A 4,638-nucleotide genomic window follows, 5' to 3' on the forward strand; every position below is an offset into this window, starting at 1 on the left:
CGCTTATTCCCGTCGGCCGTCTCGGAGAAGCCGAGGAGATCGCCCGCAGCGTGCTCTTCCTGGCCGCCGACGAGGCCGGCTTCGTCACCGGCTCGACCCTGTCCGTCAACGGCGGCCAGTACATGGCATAGAATAAAGCAACCAGCTTGCTGCCATCGGTTCCAAAATGAGGTCTGAGATCAGCTTATTCCTTAAGCCGCTCGCAGGCGCCGTGCATTGGCTTGCACGCGCTTTCGATAATTCTCTACGATCGTATGGGGCGACCCTCCAGCCGCAATGGTCGTGGCAGCATCCATGAAAGGCGAGCATCTTCTCCGTCACCATCAGTTGCGCTTCGGCCGGAGTGCCCTGACCTATGGCGAGTTGCGCCAAGCGCAGGCCAATGACGCTTTGCGCCTCCAAGCCGAGAAGGGTTGTATCGGTAGCGAGCCGCATCCAGGATTCCAACAACAGCTATTCTCCGGTGTAATGGCCTTGATCGCCAGCGATGGGACTGATCAGGTGAATGCGCCAAGGCGATCGAGAAATCGGAGCGCGACCGCAATGCATAGGAACGCCCGACTGTTGATCGGGCGCTCAGAACAGGCTGGTGGCGCCCGTCGTTACTTTGCGCGGGACGTGGACTTTGCGGTGGCAACCGTCGACTGCGTCGCGGAGCGAAGGGCATTGAACGGCGCAAAGCTGTCCTGAGCCAGCTTCGTGTAGAGTGCGCCGGTCTTGGTCGACTGAGCAACGAAGCCCTCGTAGGCGCTCTTGACGTAATCGGTCTGGATCTCAATGACCTTGTCGAGCGACTTGACACCGACGAGCTTCTCGAACGTGGAGGCGGTCTGCTCGAACGATTTCTTGGCATAGTCTGCGGTTTCAACAGCGATGGCCTGAGTGCTGGTGGTGGCAACCTCAAGAGCCTTCACGGTCGCGTTGAAGCTGTCTTTGCCGAGCTTCTGAGCGGTCTCAAACGGCTGGTTCATGGGGGTTCTCCGAAACGGGCGCTGGGCCCATTGTAAGTAAGATGCAGCCGCTGAAAGATTCGGCTGTTCCTTTATTGTGCAACGCACAATTAAAGTCAAGGCTCATTGTGCAGCGCACAATGAGCCTTGTCTGGCTGTATTGCCGCATTCCTCAACCAAAACGGCCCGGATGCTTGCCATTCTATGTTGCACCGCCATATAAGTTGCAGCGTTTCGCGAACGCAGCTGTGCCTTTGTTGCATCCCACAATCCGCGAAGCTTGCATGCTCAGTTCAGCGTCCGTGTCTCTGGCGTTCTTTCACCCCATAGAGAGATCTAGCGTTGTGACCGCTGCAGGCTCTGTGCGGTCGATGATGCCGGATCCTCTGCCCTGTCTGCGAGGAATGATGATCAACCGAACCATCGGCCAAACTCCGCCTGATAAAGCCAACGAACTCTTTGCTCAGCTGCTGGGCACAACCAATGATGCTGCCGAGACCCGCGAACAGCTGCTCGCGAGCCTGGCCCATGAGCTGGACCTTCTGGCCAATCTGCAGGAGCAGCACCTCTTTCCGGTGCTGGAGAACCACCCGGAGACCGCCGACCTCGTGCGTGGCGCACGCGATGACAACCAGCAGACCAGAGCTCTCCTGGACGAACTCGCGGCCACGCCGAAGGACAGCGATGCGTTCCTCGCAAAGGTCGGGGAGCTGCGAAAGGTGTTTCAGCAGCATATCCGCAACGACAAGAACGAGCTGCTGCCGGTGGTGCTGAAGGTCCTGAACGAGGACGAGGTCGAGGCTGTCGTCGAGAAGGTCGAGGAGGAGATTGCCGAAGCCACACGTGCGTCCAGCGACCAGTCGCCGGCGCGGCGCCAGAGGGCTAAACGCGCACCGCGCACAAGCGGGAATCTGCTGGCGGCAGTTGAGGCTATCCCTGAAGCTGTCCAGGATGTGGAGCAGGAGGTCCAAGTGATGGTTCAGGCCAGTCTGCCTGTCGCGTCCGAGATCGTCGACCGCGCCACGGAGGTCGCCGAACACCAGGGTCAAGTGACATCAAACCTTCTGGATCACGCGCCACGGTACGTGCAAGCCATCGCCCGCTCGAACACGATCCTCGCCCGCGGGGCCGGTACGATCGCGCTGGAATGGTTCGGCCTCAGGCAGGAACGTTTGCTCAAGAACCTGGATAGCATAAACGATCTTCTGGCCTGTCGCTCCATGCCGGACCTCGTAAACCTTCAGAGCTCTCTGATGCGTCAGAATGTTGAGCAGATGATCGGCAACAGCCAGCGTCTGGCGCAGATCTCGGCCCAAGTTGCGCAAGAGGCCACTCAGACAGTCATGTCTCCGATGGCAGATCGGCACATCTCCTGACAAGCTACACTGAAGCACTCCCGGCCCGGGTGCCGGGAGTGCGGCAAGGTCGTGTCAGTCAGGAGACAACCACTCTCTTGGCCCGCTGTGTCATTCTTTAAATTGCGGCGATGCCGAGGATCCGGACTGGCCCCTCGGGCCAGGGCCTACGAATGGATTGATCCACAGCGTGCATCTGTCCTGAAGCCGAAATGACCTATCACCTGATCCAGCTGGCGCCTGGCGCCTATGACCTCCTCCTGCACGACACCATCGTGGCCAGCGTCGTGAGAAACGGCTCGCGGCAGCCCTACACCTGGACGGCCGAACTGCTGGAAGACCTACCGCGGAGCAAGCGGCCTTCACCGTTCCGGGAGATGGAGCACGACTTCCCGTCCCTGGACGAGCTGTGCGCCTGGCTCGGTCACCCGACGGTGAAGACAAGCAACCGACATACCGCCGCTCGGGCCGTGTGAGATTGCGGCGGCAGTTTTGCGGTGAGCCCCTCTGTCGCATCAGAGCGGGAGAAGCCGATCAGTCTTGCACACCATCCCGAGGAGGCGCCCCGGCCGGGGCACTGTCTAAACATCAAACACCCGGCGCCTTGCTCTGGACGGCGCTCCGACTGTGCCGGAAATTGACTTTACAGACGCCGCTTTCAACAGCCTGCTCGATCTCCTGGAGGACCAGTTCACAACTTGGCCCGCGCAAGGGCACATCGAGGAGACGGACGAACCGGTCACCGATCGCCTTCAATCCTCGGGCATTCCTGTACCCATGCGAGAGGAAGAAGCGGATGAGATCGATGATCTCGGCATTGAGGATGCGGTCATTCGCGAGCTGGCGCGGGCTCTGCAACCGCAGCGAGGCTAACGTTTGCATCCGCCTTCCCCGACAGCCATCGGTCCGCCGCTGCCTGTCCCGCATCATGAAGCTGGAGCAGGAAGGGCCAATCCAGATTGAGCGCGCTCGACTGACTCAGCAGCGGGTACTCCGTCTCAGCCGCAATATGGTGGAGACGAAGCTTCTGGAGCTTGCGTGACAGGTTGGATCCTCCTGTCTCAGCACTGGACAGCGTCCGCATGGCCGCAAGAGCGTCCAGATTCCGCAGAAGCGAACTGTTGAAGGTAATCTGGTCCATGCGCTTGGCGATCTCTGACGAGGTTGTCGGCATCTCTGCGCCGGTTGTCGGCATAATCTGCACAATCAGAGCCTCGGAGGCCCGTGAGGCAGAGATGAGCGGGATCAGCGGCGGGTTGGCCGAGTAGCCGCCATCCCAGTAGGCTTCACCGTCGATCGAGACGGCATGATGAATGACCGGAAGGCAGGCGGACGCAAGAACAGCATCAAGCGTCAAAGCCTTCTCGCGAAAAATGTGCAGTTTGCCATCGCGCACGCGGGTGGCTCCGATGAGCAGCCGCACACTGGGGTTTGCCCGCAAGGCATCGAAGTCGATTTCGCTGGCCAACAGCGATTTGAGCGGGTTCAGGTTGAAGGGATTGAACTGGTATGGCGACAGGACACTGGTCGCCATGGCCAGGGCGGGACCGGACTGCGCCCTGGGCGCAGTGTCGCTCGCGCGCTTCCAGAAGCGTTCCAGTCTCTGTTGTGCAGCTGTCCGGCCTCCTTCAGACAGACCGGAGGCCAGGAGAACAGCGTTGACCGCGCCAGCACTTGCGCCACTCACAGCGTCGAGCACGAGATCCTTTTCGTCCAGCAGTCGGTCGAGGACACCCCAGGTGAACGCACCAAAGGCTCCTCCACCTTGAAGAGCCAGTGAAAGCCGCCTCTTGTTTTTCTTGGGCTTGATGATGCGGGCACGGGTTGGGGGCGATGAATGGACCTGGATCGCGTGGTTCTGGTCCGAGCCGGTCAGGAGATCGTGGAGTGAGAGCTTCATGGCGCATCAACTGTGCAGCGCAGCATTCAGTTCAGTCAGGGCTGCTATGCTTAAGATGCTGACCGTTTCACCTCAGCCACGAGTTATGCTCACTCAGCAGATCGTCTGCCGGGAAATCGGGCAATACTCGGTAAATTGCGAGAATTTGTCCGGTGGATCATGCCTTATAGGCATCTCCCTTCAAACGGCTGCGCTCCAGCTGCATTGCAGCGATTTTATTCGCATCAGACAAGTCTCGAGAGAGTGGCCGTAGTCAATTTACCCGGTCTAAGTGAGGGCGGGTGAGGGGCTTTGCCGAATATCAGCCTAGGGCGTGTCTGCAAAGGGCTATAGCCAGAGCATGATCATGCCGAGGTTGACCATCGCGAGATAGTTGGCGGCGCGCTTCTCGTAGCGTGTGGCGATGCGGCGGAATTGCTTGAGGCGGTTGATC

The 4,638-nt window shown here is 59.7% G+C and carries 6 protein-coding genes and 1 pseudogene; 3 read left to right on the plus strand and 4 right to left on the minus strand.

Annotation, left to right across the window (positions count from 1 at the left end; all coding sequences use genetic code 11):
- The coding region (locus FS320_RS38365) for an SDR family oxidoreductase (protein ID WP_152717538.1) at positions 1–131 on the plus strand (131 nt) is incomplete at its 5' end.
- 471 nt (positions 132–602) lie between these two features.
- On the opposite strand, the gene FS320_RS38375 is transcribed toward FS320_RS38365, so the two are convergent.
- Positions 603–971 (minus strand): phasin family protein, encoded by a 369-nt coding sequence (locus FS320_RS38375; protein WP_152717540.1) that lies wholly within the window; start codon positions 969–971, stop codon positions 603–605.
- Between the two features lie 383 nt (positions 972–1,354).
- On the opposite strand from FS320_RS38375, the gene FS320_RS38380 reads away from it, so the two are divergent.
- The gene (locus tag FS320_RS38380) at positions 1,355–2,326 is read left to right on the plus strand and encodes a phasin family protein (protein WP_192926397.1); all 972 of its coding nucleotides are present in this window, start codon (positions 1,355–1,357) and stop codon (positions 2,324–2,326) included.
- A gap of 191 nt (positions 2,327–2,517) precedes the next feature.
- On the plus strand, positions 2,518–2,781 hold the full coding sequence (locus FS320_RS38385) for a hypothetical protein (RefSeq protein ID WP_152717544.1): 264 nt from the start codon (positions 2,518–2,520) through the stop codon (positions 2,779–2,781).
- Positions 2,782–2,893: 112 nt separating this feature from the next.
- On the opposite strand, the gene FS320_RS38390 is transcribed toward FS320_RS38385, so the two are convergent.
- The 3 genes and pseudogenes from FS320_RS38390 to FS320_RS38400 form a co-directional block, all read right to left on the minus strand.
- Entirely contained in the window at positions 2,894–3,187 is a 294-nt protein-coding gene (locus FS320_RS38390) for a hypothetical protein (RefSeq protein ID WP_152717546.1), read from the minus strand.
- The gene (locus tag FS320_RS38395; RefSeq protein WP_152717548.1) at positions 3,135–4,205 is read right to left on the minus strand and encodes a patatin-like phospholipase family protein; all 1,071 of its coding nucleotides are present in this window, start codon (positions 4,203–4,205) and stop codon (positions 3,135–3,137) included. The genes FS320_RS38390 and FS320_RS38395 overlap by 53 nt, the downstream gene beginning before the upstream one ends.
- A 327-nt stretch (positions 4,206–4,532) precedes the next feature.
- Positions 4,533–4,638: pseudogene (locus tag FS320_RS38400) on the minus strand (IS5-like element ISMra2 family transposase); the annotation flags it as partial.

It is taken from the genome of Microvirga tunisiensis, assembly GCF_009296175.1.
GTDB classification, from domain to species: Bacteria; Pseudomonadota; Alphaproteobacteria; order Rhizobiales; family Beijerinckiaceae; genus Microvirga; species Microvirga tunisiensis.

What these genes read in the sequence shown, in the direction of transcription:
- FS320_RS38395 (WP_152717548.1), bottom strand. Translation starts at nt 4,205, where the DNA reads ATGAAGCTCTCACTCCACGATCTCCTGACCGGCTCGGACCAGAACCAC.
- FS320_RS38375 (WP_152717540.1), bottom strand. Translation starts at nt 971, where the DNA reads ATGAACCAGCCGTTTGAGACCGCTCAGAAGCTCGGCAAAGACAGCTTC.
- FS320_RS38380 (WP_192926397.1), top strand. Translation starts at nt 1,355, where the DNA reads ATGATGATCAACCGAACCATCGGCCAAACTCCGCCTGATAAAGCCAAC.
- FS320_RS38385 (WP_152717544.1), top strand. Translation starts at nt 2,518, where the DNA reads ATGACCTATCACCTGATCCAGCTGGCGCCTGGCGCCTATGACCTCCTC.
- FS320_RS38390 (WP_152717546.1), bottom strand. Translation starts at nt 3,187, where the DNA reads ATGCAAACGTTAGCCTCGCTGCGGTTGCAGAGCCCGCGCCAGCTCGCG.